This is a genomic window from Streptomyces sp. NPDC001927 (genome assembly GCF_053594455.1).
In genome coordinates this window covers 200,526-224,093 of the sequence record NZ_JBSFEN010000006.1, presented here as the reverse complement: position 1 = coordinate 224,093, position 23,568 = coordinate 200,526, and the positions used below count along the sequence as shown (strand labels likewise).

Sequence of the window (23,568 nt, the reverse complement as noted above, 5' to 3'; positions counted from 1 at the left end):
CACCATGGCCCACCGCACCCCCGTCCCGCTGCGTGCCATCGGCGCCCTCCTTCGGGCCCTGCTCGGCCTGGCCACCCTGGCGGGCCTTGTCGCGGGCGTCCCGTACCTTCTGCTGAAGGTGGGCCATCAGCCGACAGAACTCGCCGACGGCTTCAGCTTGCTGGCCCAGGACGACGGCTCCCTCTTCTTCGTGGTCCTGACCTGCATCGGATGGGTCGCCTGGGCGGCCTTCGCCTTCTCCGTTCTGGTCGAAATCCTCGCCGTTCTCAGGCGCCGCTCCGCCCCGCGGATCAGAGGCCTGGGAGGGATCCAGTCCCTGGCGTCATTCCTCATCGGCGCGATCGTGCTCCTCGCCCCCACCGCCGCCTCGGCCGCGACCCCCTCCCCGGCCGTCGCGGCCACCGCCGTACACACGGCGGGCACCGGCAGCACGGCGTCCACTTCGGCAGCCGCGGCCGCTGCGGAGCAAGACGCCTGGCCCACCCACACCGTCACCGGAGCGTCTGAGCTCCCCTGGGACCTGGCGGAGCAGTACCTCGGCAGCGGCCCGCGCTGGAAGGACATCGCCGCCCTCAACCCGAGCGTCCACCAGCTCGCGGCAGGCGACCAGTTCCTCCCCAAGGGTGCCGTCATCCGCCTCCCCGCCGACGCCAACATCGCCAAGCCCGCGACCCCGGCCACCACACCCACCGACACCGCGCCCGAAACAGCCCCGCCCGCACAGCAGCCCGCCCAGGACGACCTCAAGGACGAGAAGCCCGCCCCACCCCAGGCCGAGCACGTCACCGTACGGCCGGGAGAAAGCCTGTGGACCATCGCCGACGACCACGGCGATCCCCAGGACTGGCCGAAGATCTTCGAGGCCAACAAGGGCAACCCGCTCCCCGGGGGAGGCACGTTCAACAACCCCGACCTGATCCTCCCCGGCCAGGAACTCACCCTCCCCACGACAACCGCCCTCGACACCCGCCCTGGCCCCGACACCCGCCCTGGCCCCGACACCCGTCCCGCTCCGGACACCAAGACGCCGCACGAGCCTGACACTTCCAAGGGCACCCCCACGCCCGAGGCCTCCACACCTTCGAAGCCCGCCACAACGCCACCGGCCGCGCCGAGTTCCACGCCCACCGCTGCCGCTCCCACGCCTTCGCAGAACGGTCAGAAGGCGGGCACCGACCCACAGACGCAGGGTGCCGAAACTGCCCTCGCTCCCGCCGCCGTCTGGCAGGGTGCCGGGGCTCTGGCCGCAGCCCTGATCGGCACCCTCGCCACTCGCCGGATCCTGCAGCAACGCGGCCGTCGGCCCGGACGCCGCATCCCGATGCCCACCGGCAGCGCCGCTGCCACCGAGCAAAGCCTGCGCGCCGCCCAGCACCCCACCAGCTTCGACCTCCTCGACAAGGCCCTGCGCACCCTGGCCCTCAACCTCGCCGCAGCCGGGCGCGACCTGCCCGTGGTCACAGCCGTCGTCCTCCACGAGAACAAACTCGAACTCCACCTCGACCAGGGCACCGCGCCGATGAAGCCCTTCTCGGGCACTGCCGGCCGCACGGACCTGTGGACCTGCCCAGCCTCCAGTCCCGACTTTGCCGACCACGACGCACTCCAAGGCGCCGACGCTCCCTACCCGGCCCTGGTCTCCCTGGGCTGGGACAACTCCGGCCGCCTGGTTCTCGTCGACCTCGAGTACGTCGGCGTCCTCCACCTGGACGGCGACGCCGACCACGCCCGCCACGTCCTTCAGGCCATCGCCGTCGAACTCGCCAGCACCCCCCTGCCCGGCCACCTGGAGATCACCGCGCTGGCCGACACCGCCCCCAGCCTCGACCACGCGGCACCCGAACGCGTCGCCCGCACAGCCGAACTCGCCGACGCAGTCGCCGAACTCACCAGCCACACGACCGACCAGCGCCGCGCCCTGGCCGCGCTCGGCGCACCGACCCTCCGCACCGCCCGCCTCCAGGAAGACGCAGGCGACTCGTGGACTCCCCACATCCTCCTCGCGACCGACCTGCCGGAGGGGACCGAGACGGAAGAGCTCTATGGCGTGCTGGCGGCCGAGCCACGGGTGGCCGGCGCGGTCGTGACGTCGAGCGAGAACGCAGACGTCGCCCCGGCCCAGGGCTGGACCCTCCACTGCGCCGGACCGGACGAGGGCGTCGTCCTGCCAGGCTCCGGCCTGCCCATCAAGCTCCAGGGCCTGACCGACCCACACTTCGCCGACGCGATCGAGCTGCTCACCCTGTCCGCCAGCCCCACCGACGTCCCCGCACACCATGGCTGGCTGGACGACCTTCTCGACCATGAGGAGGTACCAGAAGACGGCCACCCGCCGAGGCCTGACCAGGGGGACTCCTCGGAAACCTCGGGGGCGAGCTGCGCTGGCGGAGAGGAACTCGACACCGAACCGCGGACCGGCGCCGACGAGGACGGCATGCCCGCTGAGTACACCTACATCGAGCGGGAGGAGCTCGAGACCACATCCGCCGAGTCCGACGAACCGGCCCGGGAAACCGGAACGGCCCCGACCCCAGCAGCTGAGGCACCCGAAGACCAGCCCGGGCACAGCACAAGTGGCCCCACGTCCACTGGCCTCGCCACGCCGCCGGCCCCACCCCTGCCCACCAGTACACCGGTCCCGACCACGACCGACCCCGCGGTCACCACCCCAGTGGTGAGAAAGGAGCACCAGGAGCCGACAGAGGAAGGCCCCGAGTCCAGCCCGCTCCCCGTTCCCGCCGCTGAAGACGCCGCGCCGCCGCACAACAGCGCGCCGACCGTTCTCCTACTTGGGCGGGTGGTCATCGAGGGCGCCGCAGGCCGGATCGACTCCAACCGTCGGAACGCGGGCGTCGAGCTCGTCTCCTACCTCGCGCTCAACCCCGGAGCCGACCACCACGCCATCGACGACGCCCTCTGGCCGGGCCGCCTCGTAAACAAGGAGATGCGTAACAGCGTCATCAGCCGCACGCGCTCCTGGCTCGGAAAGAACCCCGACGGCGACGCGTACTTCCCGCGCGTCCAGGACACCGGGGACAGCCGCTACCGCCTCGCCCAGAGCGTCACCTGCGACTGGCGTACCTTCCAGAACTTTGCCCGCATTGGCCTCGCCCGCCACGACGAAGACAGCGACCTCGCCCTGCGACGGGCCCTCGCGCTCGTCCGAGGCCGCCCCTTCGCCGCCACCGACCCCCAGCGCTACGCCTGGGCCGAGCCGGCCATCCAGGAGATGATCTCCGCCGTCGCCGACGTCGCCTACGAACTGTCCACCCGGTGCCGGGAAGCTGGGGACTACGGTGGGGCACTCTGGGCCGCGCACCAGGGTCTCCTCGCCGCCGAGGAGAACGAACTCCTGCACCGGCAGGTCTTCCTCGCCCACCACGGCGCCGGGGACATCGACGCTCTCCGCGAAGCCGCAACCCGCCTGGCCCGCATCAACGAAGGCCTCGGCGGCGGCGTCGATATGGAGGCAGAGACAGGGCAGCTGCTACGAACCCTTCTGCCCAAGCCCGTCAGTCTCCGCTGAGGCCACGATCCGCGACCTTGTTGGCATGAAGGCAGTTCGTTAGCAGTGGCCCAGCAAGTCCGCTGTTCGGCGAGCGCTCTCGTTACCTGGGAACTCTTCGAGACCGCTGTCTCGACCCCCGGCCCGTGGCCGCCCCGGTGCTCATGACCGGCCGACAGAGGCGGTGCTACGAGGCCCGGATTCCGGGGTTCCACGGGGCAGTGCTCATGGACCTGCGGTCCCGTACCGAGCCAGAACGGAGTCCGTACGGTCGGGGGGTTGTTGGCGCTCAGCGGCTCGGGCAGGGTTGGCCGCCATACGGCCTGCTAGGTCCTGTCCGGCGGATCATGTGACTGTCGGGCCGGTGGCTCGTTGTGCTCGGCATGGGGCGGGGTGTCGACGCCCGAAACCATCGGCCCGACGAAGGACTCGGACGGTCCCGGGGCGGCCTGACCTGCAAAATCCACCTCGCCGGTGAGGGAGGCTGCCGACCACTTGCCTTCCTTGTCACACCGGGCCAGTGGGGCGACGCACCCCAGATGATCGAGGTCCTGAAACGGATCCGGGTCCACCGCCCGCAGGGCGGTCACCCGCGAACCCGACCGGACCACGTCGGCGGCGACAAGGCATACAGCTCGCGACGAAACCGCCGCTACCTGCGAAGACGTCGGATCAAGCACACGATTCCCGAGCCGAGGGACCAGCGGGCCAACCGCAAACGCCGCGGCAGCAACGGCGGCCGACCCACCGGCTTCGACTCAGATATCTACAAGCGCCGCAACGACCTCGAACGGACAATCAAACGGCTCAAGAACCACCGGGCCGTCGCCACTCGTTACGACAAACGCGCCTACGTCTTCCACGGCACCGTCACCACCGGCTCGATCCGGCTTTGGCTCCGGAGCTGAGCAGACCTGCTGTTTCAGTCCCCGAGGAACCACAGGTAGAGGTGATGTCCGTCGAGAACCGTCTGACCCAGGTCCAGAAGCTCACGCGCGAACTCATCGGTGAGCACACCCGGCGGCAGACGCGGTACTTCCCCCAGCAGGGTGACCACCTGGCGGCTGTTGAAAACAGTGTCCGCATACGGCAGCAGGTGCCCGAGCATCGGAAACACCGACTGGTCGAGAGCGTTCAGCTCCGGCCCCCAGACCACACCATGCTTGGCGCGAGCCTCAATCGTGCCAGCCTCGCCACGGACCTGAAGATTAATCATGCTTCGACCCTAAGTCAGGCAGTGGTGTGCGCGGTGTGGTGGGCGAAGGTCTCCTTGATCTGCCTGCGGACGCCGAAAATCGCTGTTGCTTCGCGCATTCGGACTGGCCAAGAGAGATCCGGGTTCACGATGGCAAGCAGGAGGCTGATCACTACGGTGTCGTGCACCGCCTTGCTACCTCTGACCCGGCAGCGTAAGCGCGGCCTTCGGAGTCGTTACCCCGCATCCTCTTCGTCAACTGGCTGCAGTAGAAACCTCTGGATCTCTGCCATGGCTGGCGCGTAGCCGTCGGAGGTGTCCACCAGCAGGTTCGGAGCGGCCAGGCTGATCGGGACGAACTGGTCGGGGTCGTAGACGCCGGACTCCATGTCGGCGAGCAGGGCCTTGTCCCCGTGGGCGACCCGGTGGCTGTCTTTGCGGGCGCGGTCGGTGATGCGTTGGGCGATGGTCGGCGCGGGGGTGGTGCACCGGATGATCCGTAGGTCGGCGAACTCCATGAGCGGCTCCAGCCCGGGGCGCCAGAGCCGGTCCTGGAAGGCGGCTTCGGCGACGACGGTTGTGCCCGCCCGGAGAAGAACGGTGATCGTCGCGAAGAATGCCTCCAAGGCCCGCATGTTGAGAGGGTCCTCGCCGTTGGCGTCGTGGCCGGGACTGTTCATGACCATGCCCTGCTTAATCTCGTCACGCAGGATCCCGGGGCAGCCCAGGTGCTGGGCGAGTGCCCGAGCGAGGGTGGTCTTGCCGGTGGCCGACGGACCGCTGACGACGGCCAGAGTCGGGCGGAGATGCACGGGTGGACTCCGAGGATGGTCGTTGAGGCAGCTGGTGCAGAGCCTAGATTTCAGGGTGTCGTTTGTGGAGCCGGATGGCCATGAAGCCAGGCCGGTGGGGCAGTTTCTTGTGCTCGGCAGGGTGATGACATGCCATCGAGGGAACCGGCTGGTGTTCGACAAAGCGGTCGAGGTTGAGTCCGGCGGCGGTGAATTGGTCGAGCCAGGCTTGGAGGGGCTGGTGCCAGTAGTGGTGGGTCATCCCGTTCGACCAGGACTCCTCGACGTAGCCGCTGGCGAAGTAGTTGCCGCCGCTGGCGAGCCAGTCCGCCGTGGGGTGGCTGGTCGAGACGACGATCCGTCCGCCTGGCCGCAGGATGCGGGCGAGTTCCCGCAGCGTGCGAATCCGGTCGGGGAGGTAGTGCAGGACGAGGGTGAGGAGGACGATTTCGAAGCTCCCGTCGTCCGCCCAGGAGGGGCTCGGTGAGGTCGTGCTGGCGGACCCTCTCGGCCAGCCTCAGCGGAAGCGCCAGTCGGTGAAGACCTGTTCGGCGTCCGCTTCGATGACACTTTGCAGGTCCTCGTCGTCGTCCGGGGCGTCCAGGCCGAGTGCGACGAGTACGTGCCGGTAGTACTGGTGCGCGAAGTGTGGGTCGCCTGCCGCCAGCAGGGACGACAGGAGCGGCTCGTCGCCTGCTGCGGTCCGGTCGACCTGGACAAGTATCTGGACGCGTTCGTTGCTGCTGAGGGAGGGAAGCGCGGAGCCGAGCTGGTGCTCCAGCCGGTTCCAGCTGGTCGTGGCCCGCGCCCGTGCCGCCTTCTTCAAGGCTCCGCGGACAGCCGCCGCAGCGGGATGGAGATGCTCCGGCAGCTGGGCAGGATCCGTGATCTCGTCCAGCTGGGATTGCGCGGGCAGGGATGCCTTCTCGGCCGCTTCCTGCCCGCCGGCGGGGCCGGCGAGCCTTCCCACCCATGCATCCACCTTGCTCTGTTCGGCTGCGGAGAGCAGGTCCCCAGCCTCCTTCGCCGCGAGGCCCAGTTCCTCGACGAGCTGCTTCTGCTCCTCAGAGGTCAGCTTTTCGCGCCGAAGACGGCCGGTGATGCTCTGGACCTGCCCCCGTGCTCTGTTGCGCGCTTTCCGCTCCTGGGCCTGAGCCGCGAGCGGCGCTTCCCGCTCCTTCGCCTCTGCCGCGCGACGCGAGTTCCGCTCTTCAGCCTGTGCCGCACGGCGTGCGTCCGCTTCCCGCCGTTTCTGGGCGGCATGCCGACGTGCTTCTCGAAGGAGCGCGTCCGCGGCATCGAGCAGGCCCGCTTCCTGCGGCGTGGTGAATCCGCCGCGCAGAAGGAACCTTCTGATCTCAGACGCTAGCTTCGAGACTTCGAAGACGTAACCGTGCCCGACCGCTTCGTCGAGCCCGGCGAACAACCGCCGACGGATGCGGTCCTGCTCGTCGATCCAGTCGTTCGCGTGCTCGATCGCGTGTTGCAGGTGCTCAAGCGCCTGCCCCTCACAGCGAGGCACTTGAAGCTGAGCTGCGTCGCGCAGCTGGCGGACGGCGCCGGTCTCCTTCTTGTGTACCGCGGTCTTGATGAGCCGGGTCAGCGCGCCGATCTGTACCGGACCTTCCCGATGCTCAGGCTGCGGCCGCGGCAACGGCGACCGTCCACCGTCGCCGCGTTCGGCCTCATGGCGTGCGATGACTGGGGTGATGAGCCGGCCGTGCTCGTCGACGGTGCAGTCCGCCAACTGGAAGTCCCAGTCGGTGCCCACGTGCGGGAACTCGGTACCCAGGGCCATGACACGCCGGTTGCCCTCGCTGACAAACTTGACGCGGTTGACGTAGCCCCGGCGTACCAGGGTCAGTTGGTCGATCTGGACGCCGGGGCCGAGGATGATGTCGCTGGCCTCCGCGGCGTCCCAGTCGGGTGGCGCGGTGCTGTCCATGTGCAGCAGTAGCGTGTGCCCGTCCAGTTCGATCTCCACGAGGGACCCGACCGGCGCGTCGTCCCGGTCGATGTAGCGGTATCGCGGAGTGTGCCCCTGGCCGCGCAGCCACGATTGGGTGGCCGTCCGCACGTACAGGTGGTCCGCGCTCGCGACGCCCCGGGAACGGCGCCCGCACTGAGGCAGCAGCCCTTCAGGGTCGGGGAAGTGGGCGAAGTGGCTGACGCGGACGTTGCCTCGCCGGGTCAGGAGCTGGCCACCGCACCCGCCCAGCAGGATCCCGCACCAGAACGTCGTCCCGGAGAACTCCTCGCGGAACTCGTCGAGCTCGTCGGCATCCGTCGGGCAGACGACTGGATCATCGGACTCTGGGCTCGCCAGGACGGCCGTCTGGATCTGCCGGTTGTCAACGCCCATCGCCAGCCCCCTCGCGAACACAACCCCCTCCGCGTGCAGAAGAGCGTTCTGCGGACAGGAGGGGACGTAGATCACCTTCAGCCGTTCAGCCTAACGAGCCTCACGGAGAGTCGCCCAGTAATGCGCGAAACGTAGTCGGTGCCACGCTGCGGAGCGCCCCGGTCTGCCGACGCCCGAGCCATCAGCCGGGCCCGCGGTGGAGCCTGCCATCTCTGGATAGCGGACCCGTACGCCGCTACAGAGTGCGATGAGGCGCCCGCCGGTCAGCTGCACGGCCCCTCGAGTCGAGGGCGTATGAAGCGCCTCGCGCTCACCTGAAACTGCTGCGCGGCCGCCGCATGCGCTCGACGTATCCGTCTCGATCACCACGCTCTGTCGGTGCGACGAACTCCGTTTCGTGTACCGGCTGTTCCACCGTCACACGCCCTCCGTCACGACGTCGGCCCCGGGGTGATTAACAGATCGGGGCGGCGGCACGTCACGTCCAGGCCAGCGGACCACCAAGCGGCAGAGATCCTTGTCCAGGACGTCTCCGGCGGGCAGTGCGTCGTCGGGCGTTCCGGTCGGGTAGACCGTCAGGAGGGGATCAGCGTGTTGGTCGTTGTCGTCGGTGCGGACGTGGCGGTCCCAGGCCAGGACTGTGGCCAGCAGCCGCTTGGCGAGCGCGGGTCCCTGCTCGCCGAAGGCGTGGACGGTCCACTTCCACTCCTTGCCCTGCGGGCTGTCGCCGTCCTTGGTCTGGACGTGGATCAGGTAGGCGAGCGATGCGTCGCCGACGATCGCGGGGGCGTCCCGGTCCTTCGCGATGCCGGTCACACCTTTGTCCGGTTCCTGGTGGGCGGCCAGGCGACAGAAGCCGGACAGGGTGGTGGCCGCGTACAGCTGCAGGGAACCGAAGTAGGAGCGCGCCGCCCCCATGGTCACGCCTGTGGAGACCTCGTGCCGCGGCCCGCGCAGCGCCTCCTCCAAGCCCGTCGTATCGGCGGCGGTGCCGTGCTCGAAGCGCAGTGTCAGCCCGCCGTTGAGGAGGGAGACGACCGGGATGGTGCGGGCCTGTTGTCCTTGGTCGCGGACGAATCCGCAGTCCGTGAAGTGGCGGGCGTGCAGCACCTGTCCGTCCCGCTCTAAGGTGACCGCCCGGGTGTAGCCGCCCAGCTCCAGCGGCAGGACCAGGCGGCCGCCCTCGGCCAGCTGCTCGCGCCAGGCCGGGGCGATGTCCCAGCAGTTGTAGGTGATCACGCTGGCGTCGAAGCCGCCGCGTGGCACGAGGCGCCCGGGGGCGCCGAGGGCAGCGTCGGCTTCGACGGCGGTGACGCGTCCGCTGCCGGCCTCCGTGAGGAACCGGCGGGTGCGGCGTACCACCCACGGGTCGATGTCGACGGTGACTACGCGCCCGCCGGGTCCGGTGGTGTGGGCGATCAGCTCGGCGTTGTAGCCGCCGGATCCCGCCTCGAACACGACCGCGCCCGGCCTCAGGCCCAGGTGCTCGATCATGTCGGCCTGGAGCCATGCCGCGGACACCGAGCTGATCGCCGTCCCGGCCTCGTCGCGCCGGGTGACGACGGCCCGGTCGCCGCCGTCGTACGCGGCCGCGAGGTTCACCTCCGGTGCGAAGCGGTGCCGGGGCACGGTCCGCAGGGCCTCCTGGACCGGCGCGGAGGGGGCCCAGCCGCCGTCGATGACGGTCTGGGCCATCGCCGCGCGCATTCGGCCGGCCTCGGCCGGTTCACCCGGCACGGGCGGCTGGTCGGAGGCGATCGGGTAGGAGGTGACGGGCGGCAGGCCGGGGATGACGTCGGGCCACACGGCATCGAGCGCGAGCGCGGCCGGGGTGAACACGTTCCCGGCGCAGGATAGGGCGTGGAGGTCGAAGAACTCCCAGCGGTCGAACAGCTTCGGTTCCGGGCTGGTCAGGGTTCCGGTCCACGTGGTGATCCGGACGACGGCGGTGAGCCGCGGGATGCCGTGGCTGTCGTCGACCAGCATCGTCACCACGTGCGCGTCGGCCGGATCGGCGACCAGCCCGGTCTCCTCGGCGAGTTCGCGGACCGCAGCAGCGGCGAAGTCCTCCGGGCCGGCGGTCTTCCCACCGGGCAGCTCCAGCATGCCGCGCCGGGAGCGGCCCAGCAGGACCCGGCCGGCGTCATCGGTGACAACGGCAAGCGCGCCGGTCAGGGCGTGGCCGGCGGTCAGCCGCTTCTCGACAGCCCGCGTGTCGACGTGGCACGGCCCGCGCAGGACCAGGAAGGCCAGGCCGTCCGCGTCCAGCCGCTCCACCGTCTCCCATCCCGCACCGAGCAGGACGATCTCCTCCTCGTCCAGGGCGATCCCGTGCCGCTCCACCGACGTGTTCTCCACGACCGGGGTGATGGCGACGAGCGCGCCTCCGTCGCGCAGCAGCTCGCCCAGCCCGTGAACGATCCGGCAGCGGTCCCGCACGAACGGGTACACCAGCCGCATCGTGATCAGGTCGTACCCCTCCTCGTGCAGCGGCGCCGGGTCGTCGCGCTCGATGTCCATCTGCAGCCAGCGCACTCCCTCGACGTCGGCGTGCTCCTCGCGGGCCCGTGCGATCGCGCTCTCCGCGAAGTCGACGGCGTCCACGCTGTAGCCGAGGCTGGCCAAGTGGGCGGCCAACTCCCCGGTCCCGCAGCCCACGTCCAGGGCCCGGCCCCCGCCTTCGGGTACAGGGGTGTGCTCGGCAAGGAGTTCCCGCTCGCGCTCACCGAGCCGGCGCCACCCCTTCCCCTCGCCGTAGTGCTGCTGCCACTCGTCGCGGGCGGTATACGTCAATGTGCTGCTCCTCGTATCGGGCGTGGGCGGTTCCGTAGGCGATGCCGGAGACGGCATACAGGACGGACAGGATGAGCTGGGCCTCTTCCTCGGGAGTGAAGGGGCGGCCGTAGCTGTCCATCACGGCGTGGAGGAGGCCGGGCCGGCGGTGTCAGGCGTCGGAGAGCCGCCGCGTTCGGCACCTGGTTCACGAGGGATCGCCTCCGAGTGAGCGATCGTGCTGCCCGTCGTCCGTGCGCGCTGGAGTGGGCACGGATGGAGCGGACGTCCGGAGTGCGGGAGGCGGCGGCAGGGCGGCGGGCGGGTCTGGCATCTGCCGGAGAGCACGGATCGGGGAGCGGGCGAGGACGACGAGCGGGATCAGCAGCAGAAGGGCCCCGACGGTCAGGGCGGGCCGGACACCGATCCACGTGCCCAGGCCGCCGGCGAGAAGCGCGGCTACGGGGCGGGCGCCGGCCGTCAGCCAGGTGCTCACCGCCTGCATCCGCGCCTGCATCCCGGCCGTGGTGATGATCTGACGGATGGAGCGCTGGGTGGTGCCTGCCGCACCGGCGCAGGCGAGCTGCAAGAACAGCGCCACCCCGATCGTGATCTGCCACGCAAGGCCGGGGGAGGCGAGCAGCAGCGGAATCTGGGTCAGCGGGGTGATCGCGAGCGCGGCCAGCATCATCGGCCCCGGGCCGCACCGGCGGGCCAACGCCGGGGCGGTGAGCGCCCCGGCGGCTGCGCCCAGCGCGCTAAGGCCCAGCACCACCCCGAACGCGGTCGCGCTCATCGCCAGGGACCGCAGCAGGTACAGGGCCCATAGGGTGTTGAGCAGCCCGAGGGCAAAGGAGGTGGTGGCGTTGACCAGGGTCAGGGTCCACAGCCGGTCATCGCCGCGCACGTACCGCAGGCCCTCGCTGATCTCGCCGCGCAGTCGGCGTGTCTCCGGGCGGGAGCGGGCGGGTTCGGCGGTCTGGATGCGGGCGGTGCACACGGCGCTGATCAGGTAGGAGGCGATGTCGCCGAGCATGGCCCGGGCGGGGCCGAGCAGCGCGGTCAGCGCGGCGCCGAGGTGGCTTCCGGCGGTCGCGGCGACCGCGAACAGTGCGCCGACGCGGCTGTTGCTCCGCTGGATCAGGGACCGGTCGACGAGGTTCGGAAGGAGACTGATGGCCGCCGCGTCGTGGAGCACGCTCGCCGCCCCTTGCACCACAGCGACGATCATGAGCTGGGTCAGGGTCAGGGAGCCCAGAGCTGCCGAGACCGGCACGGTGGTGAGCACTGCGGCGCTGACCAGGTCACCGGTGATCATCTGCCGTCGCTTGGAGTGCCGGTCGGCGAGCGCGCCGGCATGCAGGGCGAGCAGCGCGGGCGGGAGCTGTCCGAGGAACGCCAGCCAGGCGACCTGGGCGGTTGTCGCGTCCAGGTGGAGAACGGCCAGTACCGGCAGCGCCATTTGCGTGATCGAGCTGCCGGCCACGCTCGCGGTCTGGCCGGTCAGGTACCGGCGGAAGTCCCGGTGCCGCCACAGCGAGGTTCCGGTGGCGGAGGGGGTCTCAGCGCATGGCGGCACGGAGTACCTCCCTCGGCTCCGACAGGCGCTCCCGCAGCACGTGCGTGGGCTCGGTCTGGGCCCGCCGGCCGGGCCCGCTACCGGTCGGTGTGCTCACCCTGCTCACCAGCCCAGCTGGGAATAGGGGCGGCCTTCGGAGATTGCGGCGATGGCCGTGCGGGTGTAGGAGACGATCCGTTTCGGGAGCTCGTGCCGCGGCCACCACTGCCAGTTCAGACACTTGTCGGGCTCGCGAACCTCGGGGGTGCCCTCCCACCGGCGTGCCCGGAAGACGAGCTGCATCAGGGGCAGGCTGCCCGGGGCGTCAACGACGTGGACGACGTGCGCGAGCTCCACGTCGGCGGGGTCGATGACCAGCCCTGCTTCCTCCCACGCCTCGCGGACCAGGCATGAGAGGGCGGACTCCTGCTCGCACCGCCCGGCGAGGTAGTGCCAGGTGTCGCCCGCGTACTTCGACTCGGGGTGACGCAGGCCGAGCAGCACCCGGCCTTCGGCGTCTTCGAGGTGGAGGTGGACTCCGATGCCGTTCAACACCACCCGGCTGCCCCCGTCCCACACGGGAGGAGCCACGGCTGGCTCGCTGCCCGGGGGATTCTCGGCCGCGTGCCGACGAATCAGGTCCCGGGTGGCCGGGCTCAGGCGCAGCCGGTCCAGTTCGTCGACCGCGAACCAACGCAGCAGCACACCTTCGTGCAGCCGGAGACGGTCGGGGTTGCCGCGCCAACGGCCGGCGAAGACCCGGACCGGGACGCTGAGGCCGTCCACGCTGGTGGCAGCCTCCACGGCGTAGGGCTTCACGTCCTCGAGGCGGAGGTCGGGCACCTCCTCGGACAGCTCCCGCAGCAGCGTGGCCTCAAGGCTCTGGTCGTCGTGGGTAAGGCCGCCAGCGAGAAGGGCGAACGCCCCCGACTGCCAGATGACCCCGGGCTTGTGGTCGCGCAGATGAAGCAGGTAGTGGCCGGCCCCGTCGTAGATCAGCGCGGACGCGTTCACCGGCTCCGGCCGACCGTCCAGACCCGCCGCGAGGAGTTTCGCGCGCAGCGTCGGCGAGGTGACCTCCGGCTGAGGGATCCACTGGGCACCAGAGACCTCGTCGTCCTGCAACACGATTGTCGGCGCCTCCTCGCCGGCGAGGTAGAGGACGTAGCGGAAGTCGTAGTGGCGGTGGGCAGGTTCGCCCTTGGCCGGGCTGGCGTCGATGTCGTGGACGTCGATGTCGATCGGGGAGCCGAGCATCTGCCGGGTCAGGCACAGGGCGCCCGGCGCGATCCCTGTCTCCTCCGACACCTCGCGCAGCGCCGCGGCGAGCGGCGTGCGGTCCCCGGGCTCGATGTGGCCGCCGGGAGTGAGCATGAGGCCGCCGGTGGCCCGGTGCCGGATGTGGAGGACCCGGCCGTGCCGGTCGATGACGACGGCGCTGCACGTGATGTGCACGGGCAGCGTCGTCCGGGCGGTCGCGTCGACGGTCTGGTCCAGCAAGGCGAGAAGCCCGGCCAGGGCGTCACGTTCGCCGGGGTGCCGGCCGAGGTACGCCTCGACGGTCCTGCGGATCGCGGTGGAGTTGGGGGACATGCGTCGTCTCGCCTTCGAGGTCGTGAGAGCGGGGTGGCAGGCAGGCTGGGGGGAAAGGGTGGCGCTCGGGTTGATCAGCTCGCCGTCTCGTGGCCGGACGGCTGGGCGTCGCGGGGGCCGGGAACGCCGTCGGATGCCGTCGCGATCCCGTACTGGGCGGCCTGGGCGGTGAACATTCCCTGGTACAGGCCGCCTTTGCGGGACATCAGGTCTTCGTGGGTGCCGTCCTCGACGACGCATCCCTGATCGAGGACGTAGATGTGGTCGGCGTGCATGGTCGCGGCGAGCCGGTGGGTGACGAGCACGACGGCGTGCCCCTCCTCGGCCAGAGACCACAGCCCCTCGAACGCGGCGATCTCCGCGTGGGGATCGAGGGCGCTGGTCGGCTCGTCGACCAGCAGGAACGGCGCCTGCCTGTAACGCGTTCGAGCCGATCCCAGCTTCTGCCACTGCCCGCCCGACAGCTGGACACCGCGCTCGTATCCCTTGAACACGATCGAGTCCCAGCCGTGCGGCAGGCCCTCGACCAGCTCGAGGACGCCCGCCTCGCCGGCGGCCTTGCGGACGCGGTCCATGTCGCGGGGACGGTCGCCGATCCCGATGGCCACGTTTGCGGCCGCCGTCATCTCCCAGCGTGGGAAGTCCTGCGCCAGCAGCCCGACCTCGGCGAAGACCTGGGCTCGGTCCGCCTCACCCAGCCCGACCCGCTCGCCCGACTCGCCCACCCACCACACGTCTCCGTCGGCGGGGAGTAGCAGTCCGGCCAGCACCTTCGTGAGGGTTGTCTTACCCGAGCCGTTCGCACCCACCAGGGCCGTCACCTTTCCCCGGGGCACGCGCACGCTCACGCCCTTCAGGGAGGGGCCGTCGGCGCCCGGATAGGTGAACGAGACCGCCTCCGTCGTCACCTCCCGAACCGGCGCGGGCAGCGGCGTACCGGTGAGCGGGATCGCGTTCTCGCCCGCCACCTTGATGGCGTCCTCGGTGTCGGTGAGGAACAGCAGCTCCTCGTACAGCCGGTTGACCTGCTGCACCAGGGACGTGAGCCGCGCCGTCGAGGTACGGATGGCGATCACCGCGGTCCCGCCGACGCCGAGCGGCAGACCGCCGGTCGACAGCAGCCACCACAGCACCCCGTAACAGGCCAGCGACGCCACACCGGCGAACCCGCCCGCGACCAGATCCGTGGACGCCTGCGCCCGGGCAAGACGCCGCTGCTCCGCCTCCGACTGCCGCGACATCTCCTCGTAGCTGGAGAGCAGCTTCGCGCCGGCGGCGTGCACACGGAGCTCACCGGCGGCATGCGGTCGGGTCAGGTAGGCAAGCAAGGACGCGATCGCCCTGCGGTGGTCGACCCAGGTCATCCGGGAGAGGTAGTCCCGGCGCGCGGAGCGGACCGCACCCCACCCCTTGGGAAGGGCGATCGCCAGCAGCATCGGCAACAGCGCCCAGTGCAGCGCCGCGAGCACGACCGCGGCCGCCGCCATGCCGATCACCACATTGCCGACGCCGACTGACAGCCGCAACATGCTGCGGGCCGAGTCCGTGCCGAACCGTCCGGCCTCCAGGACCCGCTGGACCTCCGGTCGCTCGGTCGCCTCCACCTCCACACCGGTGACGGCCCTGTAGTAGCGGGCGGAGACCGCCCGCTCCACCTGCGGCTCCAACCGACCCGCCATAGCCGTCGACCACGCCGACAGCACGGCGCCGGCCACCGCCGAGACCGCCAACACCACCAGGGACGGCAGGGCGTCGCGGAGCTTGTCCACGGTCGGACCGTCGGCGAACAACTGCGCAAGGACGCCGTTGACCGCCACCAGCCCCCACGCAGCCGTCACGCCCTGCCCGAGCTCGGCCGCAACGACCCCCGCCAGCGCGCGCCGGTCCGCCTTCCAGCCGGTGCGCAGCACCATGCCCACCATGTGCGGCAGCGCGGCCGCCATATGCCCGAACTTCAGCCGGGTCAGCGGCCCTTCATGGCGGACGAAGGACTGGTCGTAGCGCAAACGGCCACCGTAGAGCTCCCGCTCGGCGTCCGAGATGCTGTCCGTGGCTCCGGCCTTCGGCCCGCTCGCGATCTCGTCGCTGCCTGGTTCGACTGGCGTCAAGGTGTTCCCCCTCGTGGACGTGGTGGTGGTGTCGGCGTGTTCAACGACGCCGCGCGAATCGAGCGCCTGTTCCTTTCGGACGGTTTGGGCACCCCGTGATTCAGCGGTTCCTCGAAGGTGCGCCATGCACCGACCCTTGCCGCACAAGAGGACACGGTCGGAAACCGATTGGCCGAAACGCCGATGCCGGGCAGCTGCGTCCGTCAGACGGGCATCCGTGGTCAGCTGGTCAAGCGGCTTGGGCTAGCCGGCGGAACGCCGCGCTGTGAGCAAGACCGCCGCGAGGGTGCAAGAAGATCGCCAAGTTCCAGCCGGCCGAGCACGGCCTGCCGTTTTCGACCTGGAGCCTGGCCAAGCTGGCCGACTTTCTGGTCGCCGAGGGGGTGGTCGACGACATCAGCCACGAGGGCCTGCGCTTCATGCTCCGCGAGGAGGGCGTGTCGTTTCAACGCATAAAGACCTGGAAGATCTCCCGTGACCCGGACTATGCCGCCAAGAAGGCCCGCGTCGAGCACCTCTACGCGCTCGCCGACAGCGAGGTCATACCCGAGGACGACGAGCCCGAAGTCGTCTTCTGCCTGGACGAGTTCGGGCCTCCGAATCTCCAGCCCCACCCCGGGCGGCAGTGGGCCGAACGCAGCGGACGGCACAAGGACCCGGACCGGGAGCCCCGGCCCCGCCGTCGGGCGACCTACACCCGCCCGCACGGGGTCAGGCACCTCTTCGCCGCCTACGACCTGGGCAGGGACAAGCTCTACGGCCACATCAAGCCGAAGACGGACCGGACGAGGTTTCTGGAGTTCTGCCGCTACCTGCGCAGCCTCTACCCGCCCAAGTTCCGCATTGCGATCGTGCTCGACAACTTCTCCCCGCACCTGACCACGAAGAAGGACAGCCGGGTCGGCGACTGGGCCGCGGCGAACAACGTGGAGCTGGCCTACACCCCGACCGATAGCTCCTGGCTCAACCGCATCGAGGCCCAGTTCACCGCCCTGCGCTACTTCGCGCTGGACGGCACCGACCACGCCAGCCACAAAGAGCAAGGCAGCATGATCCGCCGCTACATCATCTGGCGGAACAAGCACGCCTCTGACCAGCGCCTCCGCAAGGTCGTGACCAGGGCGAACATCGCCTGAATCGGGCCGTGCCGGCGTTCACGGCTGCGGTCAGGCACCAGCCCTTCTCGCATCATGCTGCCCGGGCCTGATCGGCCAGCCAGCGCTTCACTTCGTGCCAGGCGGCACGCCCTTCCGCCTCGGTACCCCACCACCAGGTGAAGGGCGAGTCGTCGGACGTCAACTCATCCCGCCACCAGTCGAGGCTGTCGGCCAGGTGACGGCGGGCGACCGGTCCCGTCTCCGCCTCCCAGCGGGCGAGCCACGGGGCGGCCGAGGAACTCGCGGTCACGCAGCTCTCGAACACTGCACACGCCGAAATGGGCGGCGACTTCGTCCTCAGGGTCTGCGTCCACCATGCGTCCAGGAATCCGGTCACTGCCCCAGCCTGCTCCCGGGGCCACCGCGACCAGCCTGCCGCGGTCAGTCCACGGGCCATGAGATCGGACTCGGCTTCGCCCTCGGCGAGCATCACGACGAGCTGCGGGAGAACCCGACGGATGATCGCGGGCTGATCGTCCCAGTGGAAAGGATCTTTCTGCGCGACCCGGCGGACGAGGTCCGCCGGGAGCGGGGCGCCAGGAGTCCGCAGCAGCTCGACCTCGCCCTCGTCGAAGCACCGGCCGCAGCCGGCCTCGTCCGCTTGGGCCGTCATGCCGCCGAAGGTCTTCGCGACCCTCGCTATCGCAGTGACAAGAACACTGCCATCTGGAGAAGTCACCATGGATCCCGTCAAGACTCCAGCAGGCTGCCCCAGCCGAAGAGAGCAACGCTACCAGGCGACAAACTCAGCCGTCACAACAGGGCGAACGTTGCCTGATGCGGCACTAGCCACAGGCGTCCGGCGAGGTTGAGGCATGTGACTTGAGGGTTCCGGACCCGGGTTCCCAAGGCGGATCCCAGGTCACGTTGACGCCTACTTTGCGGAAACGCAAGAGCCTCTGTGTCGGCGTACGCATCGATGTGCTCGACCAGGTACAGGTGAACGTGCTCCGTCTACTGGGCGCCAAGCTGCGAGGCTTCCCGCGTGAAGCCTGAAGGGGCTCGTCGTGTGAGCCCGGAGACAGGGATGATCGACTCATGCGTAGTAGCCTCCAAGACGTCCCTCTGACCGCGCTGTTCCCTCTACTGTCGCCTGCCGATGTGTACTCCTTGCATCAGGCGGCTGGTATGGCTGACGCGGCGCGCGTCGGCAGAGACACGGCGGATTGGCAGTGGTTCCTGGAGCACGCCGCCTTCCCGGGCCCGCAGCAGGGGGCGCCGATCATCTTCGGACTGGATGTCATCGAGCACGCCGAGGGGGGGGCGACCAGCTGGAGTTCCTGCTTCAAGTGGTGTGGACCGACCTGGGAAGGCTCGCCGTCGACGCCGCCGTGAACGTGGCCTGCTGGTGCAGCACCGATCACGCCACCCATGACATCGACGCCCTCAGCCTCGTGGTCGGTGAGGAGACGTCGTTGCCCGAGGCGTTCCGTGCCGGCGCGGAACGCCTGACCGGCTGGCTGGCCGATTCTCACGACGCGGACTACTGGCGCGCCAAAGCGGGACTGCCTGCCCGGTGGACTCGCTGAGAGGTCCGGCACCGGGCACGTTCACCGGCTCTGTCGCTGGTCTTGTGATCGTCCTGGATGCTGCGTGATCAAGCCGCGTACGCTGTCGCGATGTCACTCGAAGCGCGCAGCCGTGAAGAGCTGGTCACCTTCCTGCATGACCTGCACAAAGAGTTCCGCGCCCACGGCCACGAGTGGGAGAACAACACCCTGGACAACTTCCTTGAAGCGCTGGCCGCATGGGTGAACGACTCCCCGGGTGTATACCGAAACATGGGAGAGCAGATCCCACCTGCCGGAGACTGGGCCTTCATGGCCCGAGCCCTCTACGCAGCGACCCTCTACGAGTAGAGCGCCGCGTGGCGCCACTGTATTGCGTCACAAGATCAGCGGCAGAGCCCGTTCATCCGTACCCGGGGTCCGGCCAAGACGCCTGCGAATCCCACATTGAGATGGTCTTGGAGCCTTGATCGAGCAGGAGAAGGCGGTTAAGTTCAACGCCCTGCTCAGCAACTGCCTGATCTTCCACAACACCCTGGACATTGCCGAGGCGGCGCGGGAGCTGCAGGCCGAGGGCTGGAAGGTGGAACCCGAGGACCTGGCCGAGGTTTCGCCCTACCTGACCGAGAAGATCATGCGATTCGGCGAGTACCCCACCCACGAGCTCGACTTGGCACCAGAGGCGTACGAGCAGCACCTCGATGTCGACTTCGCCAAGCTCGGCCCACAGGACGAAGGAGCATGACCGGGCATCCTCTCAGGCTCCAGCGGCACGGTTGAGTTCAGTGACCGGAAACGGTGTCCGCTTGCTCTGTGACAGCAGCCGGTGGTGGAACCCGCCCAGGACAAGGGCGACCCGGGCATGACGTTCGATGACTGCCGCGATCTCAGGCGGAACGCCATCGGGCCTGCGCCCTTCGACCCATTCCCGTAGAAACGCGTCTGTATCCATATCGCCCCGGAGGGGCGCGATGAGGTGGTGGTCGATGAGATGACTCGCGGTGTAGTGGCGGTCGTAGGTGAGATGGTCCGAGAGGAATTGCTCCTCGGCCGCTGAGAGCTCGAAACCCGAGCTCAGGGCCAGCCCGAAGTCTGCGAAGTAGATAAGCCGGCCGTCGGTCAGGAGGTTGCGGAAATGGGCATCGAAGTGCACGAGTCCGCGAGAGCTCATGAATGCCGTACCCTGTGCCAAGCCGTCTTCCACCCACGAATACGGGATGTCGCTGCTGGGCACCGTAGCCTCCCGACGCTCCTGCAGCCACGCGCCGAGCGTCTGCGGCACGTGCTCCAGGAAGAGCACCAGGCTGTGGGAGGACCGGCCGATGGCCTCCAGTCGCTCGCGTACGGCCGGTGAGCCGTCCCAGTGGGCGACCGCTCCGTCGATGCCCCCGAACTCATCCACGAAGCCCTCGGGAGGGGAATCGGGCAGGACACGCCAGTGGTACATCAGCGGAAATCCCGCGTACTCGCTGCCCAGGACCCAGTTGGTGGTCATGGTGTGTGCGGTCAGCTCCCGCCAAGCACCGAAGCCAGCCGAGCCCACTCCGTACTGGTAGAACATCGGTAGACCGAAGAGGTTCGCCGTTGACCGCACGTTCTCCGGCCGGGTCTCGACGTCCGTCAGCGGCACCCTCTTGACGAAGACCCGCGTCCCGTCGAGGTCCAGCTCCGCGGACCTGCCGCCGATGCCGGCCCCGACCGCAGAAGCGGACGCTACGACATCGCCGAGCTGCCTGTCGCTCAGCAGGGACAGGTGGGTGGCCACGCTCCCGTAGGCGGCAAGCCGCGCGGCGTACGTGGCGTCGGCGTGGCGCATCAACAGCTCCTCGGAGCCCCGAACCAGGGCGTCAGCGATCACAATCGACCCTATCCGCCAAGGCCGACGGTTCGCCTCCCGGGCATTGCGCCGCGATGAGTGCAGCGGCGGCCACCGCCTCTTCTGCTTCCGTGAGATAGCCGGTGGTGGGCCGGGCGGCGGCCGGCCGTGGTGCCTGTCGCTGGCGGACCGGGTGCTGCTGGTGGCTGTCTACTGCCGCACCAAACTCACGATGCGGCAGCTCGCGCTGTTGTTCGGCGTCTCACCTGCGACGGTCTGCCGGGTGATTCAGCGGCTGCGGGCCCTCCTCGCGATCGAGCCGGCTTCCCGGCCCGCCGACGCGGTCGAGCGGCTGTGGATCGTGGACGGCACCCTGATCCCAGTGCGCGACCGCACGGTCGGAGCTTCCTCACGCAACTATCGCTTCTCGGCGAACGTGCAGGTCATCATCGATGCCGACACCAGGCTCGTGGTCGCCGCGGCACGGTCGGCCCCGGGCAACAAGGCCGATGCCCAGGTCTGGCGGAACTCCGGCCTCGCCCAGCACTGCGAAGGAGTCACCGTGCTGGGCGACGGCGCCCACATCAACACCGGACTCGTCGTCCCGCACCGCAAACACCCCGGCCGGGACCTGCTGCCGGGCGAGGAAGATGACAACGCCGAACACCGACGGGTGAGGGCCCGCGTCGAGCACGCCTTCGCCCGCATGAAGCACTACAAGATCCTCCGCGACTGCAGGCAACGCGGCACCGGCCTCCACCACGCAGTCCAGGCCGTCGCCCACATGCACAACCTCGCGCTCGCCGCATGATCAGACCCGCCGCAAACCCACCCCGACCTGCTCGAACACGACGTTCTGCAACACTCTTTAGATCGCGGGTGCGAGGTGCGTAGGGTCCTGGCTCATGGAACCGACCTCGGCCCTTCCGATACCCGCCCGGACCCTCTACAAGCCGTGGCAGCGCGTCGCCCTCATCGCCGCGGGCAGCGTGTTCACCCTCACCGGCGCGCTGGTGTGGCCCCACGACACCAGCACCTTCAGCCGGGCGCTCTACACCCTGCTCGCCCTCTACGGCCTCAGATTCGCGATCCGCGGCGGCATGGCCGGCGTCCGCATCGACGCTATGGGGATCACTCAGCGGGGCCTGGGCCGCACCCGGACCGTCGAATGGTGCTCGATCCGCGAGGTCATCCCCGCCCACCAGGGGGTAGGGCCGGCGCGAACGGGCCTGCCGGAGGTCGCCCTCACGAACGGCACCCGGCTGCCGCTGCAGGCCATCGCCGCCCACTCCACCTCAGACGCCCAAGCGGACCTGGACGCGATCACCACCGCCCACGCCGCCCACCGGGCCACCTGCCAGACCTGCACCGCCTGACCATTCCAGAGCGGAGGGCGCCGCGGTGTCGGTCAACCGGGGCAGGGCTGCCAGCCCGCACCGAGGGCACGGGTGAAGCCCATCCGGCACCGGTGCCCGATGTGCGTCCGATTGCATGCTGTTGGGTGGCAAAAGAGCAGGTCAGCGGAGCGAGGTTCTGGTTGACCGGAATTCCGGTACGGGTCATAGTGACGCTCGAGGCCGCGTTCGTCCGGCCTGCTGCACCAGGGGTGGGGACTCTTGAACAACAACCAGGACAACGTGCGCGACGACGTGCGAGGGCGGGTCGACGCGCTAGTGGCCGCCGGCAGGTCGGCCGAAGCGCGAGCCACCGCGCGGACCGCGCTCGACATCGACGAGCCCGACGCCGGGCTCCTGCTCGCACTGGCCCGCGCCCACATGGCCGAGGACGACGACGACCACGACGACGCCGCCGAGCGGGTCTTCCGCGAGGGCTTGGACACCTTCCCGGACGACGTAGGCCTGCTCGCCGGGTACGCGGAACTCTGCGCCCACACCGACGCAATGGACCGACCGGCGCGACACGCCAGGGGCCCCGCGCTCCTTACCCGTCTGCGAGAACTCGCCCCGCATTCGCCGGAGTTGCTGCGCGCCGAGGCTGCGGGAAGCTCCGTTTCCACGAACGCCAAGAACAGTGTCTCGGCGCGCCGGGTTCAGTCGTTCGACGCGGCCCGCACCTTCGCCGAAGCGTCCACGCCGCAGGCTGCCGCCGCTCAGGCCGCACAGTGGGCCGCCGCGGCCCCACGCGACCTGAGGCTCGCCGTGCTTGCCGAGACAACGGGCGCCCTCGCCGCAACCGGCCGGACCTGGGCGCGCCTGCTGCTGCGCCGAAGCCTCGAATACCGTCTTGCCGCAGGTGTGGTCGTCGCTGTACTGATCGCCTTGCGCATGACCGTTCTGCCGTCGATGCCGTATGGCGTGGCGACGGGGGTGGGGCTGTTGTCGGGCCTGCCGTTCCTCGGTCTCCGCAGGCAGTTGCGGGCCGCCCGTGAGCGGGCTGCCGAGCGGATGGCGGCAGCTGTTTCCGAGGCCGTGCCCGGTGCTGAAGCGGGCGTCGGGGGCGACGGGTTCGGGCCGCCGGAACTGCCGCCCGTGCCGCGCGTCACTCCTCGTGAGTACGTGTTCGCCGGAGCCGGACTCGCTCTCTTGCTGGTCATCGGCGTCACGGCGTACGCCTCCTCCCTCGCCTATCCCCGCTACGACATCGTCGCCCACGACACCTTCCGCGGTCTGCAAGGCTTCGGCCTCCGCGAGGAGTTCGACCCGTTCCGCGCCGTGTCCGAAAGCGAAATGGAAGAGTCCGCCGCACGGATATACGTGGCAGAGGAAGCCGCTCCTGACGCCGCTGCCGAATACCTGGTGGCCGTGGCGACCGGAGACTTTCACGAGATGCGGGAGTCGTACGTGTACGGCGACGGAGGGATCCTCCCCCTGGGGACGGAGGGAGTCCGCATCGTCCACGACACCTGGCGGGCCGGGGCCGGCCCATACGGTGGCTGGATGCGGTGCCACAGCTACACCGACGTGGCCGGCACGCTGCGGGGCATGTGCGTGTGGGGCGACAGGGGCAGCATGGGCATGGTCCTGTTCACGGCTGCGGACAAGAACCGCGACGCGGTCGAGGAAACGGCCCGGTCCGTCGGTGCCGACTTCCTCAGACCCGCTGCGGACTGACTTGGTAGGGGCTCCCACCCGCTGAAGAGCAACAAGGCGGGATCACGGAAGTCGCGCCTTGAGATGCCACCGACGTTCGTCGCCAAGGCACTTGGCTACAGCCCACTGGCCGCCGAGCTACACGCCGCACAA

Annotated in this window: 19 protein-coding genes and 2 pseudogenes; 9 read left to right on the top strand and 12 right to left on the bottom strand. The window is 69.6% G+C overall.

The annotated features are described in order from the left end of the window. Positions 1-4: 4 nt before the first annotated feature. Positions 5-3,526 carry a LysM peptidoglycan-binding domain-containing protein gene (locus tag ACWCO8_RS18155; RefSeq protein ID WP_451033039.1) on the top strand — a complete coding sequence of 1,174 codons (3,522 nt, stop codon included), beginning with the start codon at positions 5-7 and terminating at the stop codon, positions 3,524-3,526. Between the two features lie 386 nt (positions 3,527-3,912). Continuing rightward, positions 3,913-4,413: pseudogene (locus ACWCO8_RS18150) on the top strand (IS5 family transposase); the annotation flags it as partial. 14 nt (positions 4,414-4,427) lie between these two features. On the opposite strand, the gene ACWCO8_RS18145 reads toward ACWCO8_RS18150, so the two are convergent. The 9 genes from ACWCO8_RS18145 to ACWCO8_RS18105 all read right to left on the bottom strand — a co-directional run bounded on the left by ACWCO8_RS18145 (position 4,428) and on the right by ACWCO8_RS18105 (position 16,010). After that, a complete protein-coding gene (locus tag ACWCO8_RS18145; RefSeq protein WP_451033038.1) occupies positions 4,428-4,721 on the bottom strand; it encodes a hypothetical protein in 294 nt (97 codons plus the stop codon). A 14-nt stretch (positions 4,722-4,735) separates the two neighbouring features. Next, positions 4,736-4,888 (bottom strand): hypothetical protein, encoded by a 153-nt coding sequence (locus ACWCO8_RS18140; protein ID WP_451033037.1) that lies wholly within the window; start codon positions 4,886-4,888, stop codon positions 4,736-4,738. 48 nt (positions 4,889-4,936) lie between these two features. After that, positions 4,937-5,512 (bottom strand): AAA family ATPase, encoded by a 576-nt coding sequence (locus tag ACWCO8_RS18135; protein ID WP_451033036.1) that lies wholly within the window; start codon positions 5,510-5,512, stop codon positions 4,937-4,939. 43 nt (positions 5,513-5,555) lie between these two features. After that, a complete protein-coding gene (locus ACWCO8_RS18130; protein ID WP_451033328.1) occupies positions 5,556-5,918 on the bottom strand; it encodes a class I SAM-dependent methyltransferase in 363 nt (120 codons plus the stop codon). 90 nt (positions 5,919-6,008) lie between these two features. Then, positions 6,009-7,853, bottom strand: a complete 1,845-nt coding sequence (locus ACWCO8_RS18125) for a hypothetical protein (RefSeq protein ID WP_451033035.1) — start codon at positions 7,851-7,853, stop codon at positions 6,009-6,011. Between the two features lie 417 nt (positions 7,854-8,270). Next, the gene (fxlM, locus tag ACWCO8_RS18120; RefSeq protein WP_451033034.1) at positions 8,271-10,646 is read right to left on the bottom strand and encodes a methyltransferase, FxLD system; all 2,376 of its coding nucleotides are present in this window, start codon (positions 10,644-10,646) and stop codon (positions 8,271-8,273) included. A 187-nt stretch (positions 10,647-10,833) separates the two neighbouring features. Next, on the bottom strand, positions 10,834-12,204 hold the full coding sequence (locus ACWCO8_RS18115) for an MFS transporter (protein WP_451033033.1): 1,371 nt from the start codon (positions 12,202-12,204) through the stop codon (positions 10,834-10,836). A gap of 102 nt (positions 12,205-12,306) precedes the next feature. Continuing rightward, positions 12,307-13,776 (bottom strand): NUDIX hydrolase, encoded by a 1,470-nt coding sequence (locus ACWCO8_RS18110; RefSeq protein WP_451033032.1) that lies wholly within the window; start codon positions 13,774-13,776, stop codon positions 12,307-12,309. A 74-nt stretch (positions 13,777-13,850) separates the two neighbouring features. Next, entirely contained in the window at positions 13,851-16,010 is a 2,160-nt protein-coding gene (locus ACWCO8_RS18105) for an ATP-binding cassette domain-containing protein (protein WP_451033031.1), read from the bottom strand. A 155-nt stretch (positions 16,011-16,165) separates the two neighbouring features. Between ACWCO8_RS18105 and ACWCO8_RS18100 the strand changes: the two are divergent. After that, positions 16,166-17,020, top strand: a pseudogene (locus tag ACWCO8_RS18100) (IS630 family transposase); the annotation flags it as partial. Between the two features lie 52 nt (positions 17,021-17,072). Here ACWCO8_RS18100 and ACWCO8_RS18095 read toward each other — a convergent pair. Continuing rightward, positions 17,073-17,654 carry a hypothetical protein gene (locus tag ACWCO8_RS18095; protein ID WP_451033030.1) on the bottom strand — a complete coding sequence of 194 codons (582 nt, stop codon included), beginning with the start codon at positions 17,652-17,654 and terminating at the stop codon, positions 17,073-17,075. Between the two features lie 676 nt (positions 17,655-18,330). Between ACWCO8_RS18095 and ACWCO8_RS18090 the strand changes: the two genes are divergently transcribed. The 3 genes from ACWCO8_RS18090 to ACWCO8_RS18080 all read left to right on the top strand — a co-directional run bounded on the left by ACWCO8_RS18090 (position 18,331) and on the right by ACWCO8_RS18080 (position 19,294). Continuing rightward, positions 18,331-18,570 (top strand): hypothetical protein, encoded by a 240-nt coding sequence (locus ACWCO8_RS18090; protein ID WP_451033029.1) that lies wholly within the window; start codon positions 18,331-18,333, stop codon positions 18,568-18,570. Positions 18,571-18,660: 90 nt separating this feature from the next. Next, positions 18,661-18,900 (top strand): DUF7660 family protein, encoded by a 240-nt coding sequence (locus ACWCO8_RS18085; protein ID WP_451033028.1) that lies wholly within the window; start codon positions 18,661-18,663, stop codon positions 18,898-18,900. Positions 18,901-19,015: 115 nt separating this feature from the next. Further along, the gene (locus ACWCO8_RS18080) at positions 19,016-19,294 is read left to right on the top strand and encodes a Tn3 family transposase (protein ID WP_451033027.1); all 279 of its coding nucleotides are present in this window, start codon (positions 19,016-19,018) and stop codon (positions 19,292-19,294) included. A 12-nt stretch (positions 19,295-19,306) separates the two neighbouring features. Here ACWCO8_RS18080 and ACWCO8_RS18075 read toward each other — a convergent pair whose 3' ends face one another. Further along, positions 19,307-20,365 carry a protein kinase family protein gene (locus ACWCO8_RS18075; RefSeq protein ID WP_451033026.1) on the bottom strand — a complete coding sequence of 353 codons (1,059 nt, stop codon included), beginning with the start codon at positions 20,363-20,365 and terminating at the stop codon, positions 19,307-19,309. Positions 20,366-20,396: 31 nt separating this feature from the next. Next, positions 20,397-20,480 (bottom strand): hypothetical protein, encoded by an 84-nt coding sequence (locus tag ACWCO8_RS18070; protein ID WP_451033327.1) that lies wholly within the window; start codon positions 20,478-20,480, stop codon positions 20,397-20,399. Between ACWCO8_RS18070 and ACWCO8_RS18065 the strand changes: the two genes are divergently transcribed. The 3 genes from ACWCO8_RS18065 to ACWCO8_RS18055 all read left to right on the top strand — a co-directional run bounded on the left by ACWCO8_RS18065 (position 20,451) and on the right by ACWCO8_RS18055 (position 23,436). Continuing rightward, on the top strand, positions 20,451-21,176 hold the full coding sequence (locus ACWCO8_RS18065) for a transposase family protein (protein WP_451033025.1): 726 nt from the start codon (positions 20,451-20,453) through the stop codon (positions 21,174-21,176). The genes ACWCO8_RS18070 and ACWCO8_RS18065 overlap by 30 nt on opposite strands. Before the next feature lie 94 nt (positions 21,177-21,270). After that, positions 21,271-21,741 (top strand): PH domain-containing protein, encoded by a 471-nt coding sequence (locus tag ACWCO8_RS18060; protein WP_451033024.1) that lies wholly within the window; start codon positions 21,271-21,273, stop codon positions 21,739-21,741. Positions 21,742-21,981: 240 nt separating this feature from the next. After that, complete coding sequence (locus ACWCO8_RS18055) at positions 21,982-23,436, top strand: hypothetical protein (RefSeq protein WP_451033023.1); 1,455 nt, start codon at positions 21,982-21,984, stop codon at positions 23,434-23,436. Positions 23,437-23,568: the final 132 nt, after the last annotated feature.